This window comes from Pseudoalteromonas peptidolytica (assembly GCF_012641745.1).
Taxonomy (GTDB): Bacteria; Pseudomonadota; Gammaproteobacteria; order Enterobacterales; family Alteromonadaceae; genus Pseudoalteromonas; species Pseudoalteromonas peptidolytica.
This window is the reverse complement of the sequence record NZ_WEHZ01000096.1, coordinates 1-584: the sequence shown is the minus strand read 5'-3', so window position 1 is coordinate 584 and position 584 is coordinate 1. Positions and strand designations below refer to the sequence as shown.

At 40.8% G+C, this 584-nt stretch carries 2 protein-coding genes; both read right to left on the bottom strand.

What is annotated here, in order from left to right:
- Positions 1-94: 94 nt before the first annotated feature.
- Positions 95-331 (bottom strand): hypothetical protein, encoded by a 237-nt coding sequence (locus tag F9Y84_RS21885; RefSeq protein WP_168756807.1) that lies wholly within the window; start codon positions 329-331, stop codon positions 95-97.
- A gap of 66 nt (positions 332-397) precedes the next feature.
- On the bottom strand, positions 398-584 hold a 187-nt coding region (locus tag F9Y84_RS22015), incomplete at its 5' end, for a hypothetical protein (protein ID WP_211091715.1).

The window sequence follows — 584 nt, the reverse complement described above, 5'->3', positions numbered from 1 at the left end:
GCTCAAGCAGTGTGAATGCGGCTTACCGAGTCAACGCAGCAAATTGAAAACCGCTGGCTGGAACGACAAATTTAGGGCACAGGTACTCTTTGGTTTATAAGTAATCAAAGTATGCTCCGCCCCTGGGTGTTATCCAAGCAACACCATCACTGTGCATATAAATACTATCAATTTCATCAGTGCAAGTAACAAATTTTGCTTGCGCAGTACCGGCTAAAAGCAACAGGGGAAGTAAAATAGCTTTCTTCATTGGATATTTCCTTATTATATTAATACCAATTTGACTTAATACTTGCTCAATTTGAAGGAGTAAATCTGACGCTAACAGCATTAAAACTTCTTATTTAGAACAACTAAACAGCAAAATTTTTACCTTGCCTATATGGATGTAGGTACCTTAGCGATAGCAGGACGCGGTAGCGGAGCTATCGACAAGATTTTCTCGCCTCAAAACAGACCCCGAATTCAGATAATAAGTGCACCACTCATGGTTAATCGGTGAGGAGAGATCAACTGCCTGTTGGTGGTACTCTGTAATCGCCAAAAAACAAGAGTAGTTACCATGAGTTACAAGCAGTTGATCG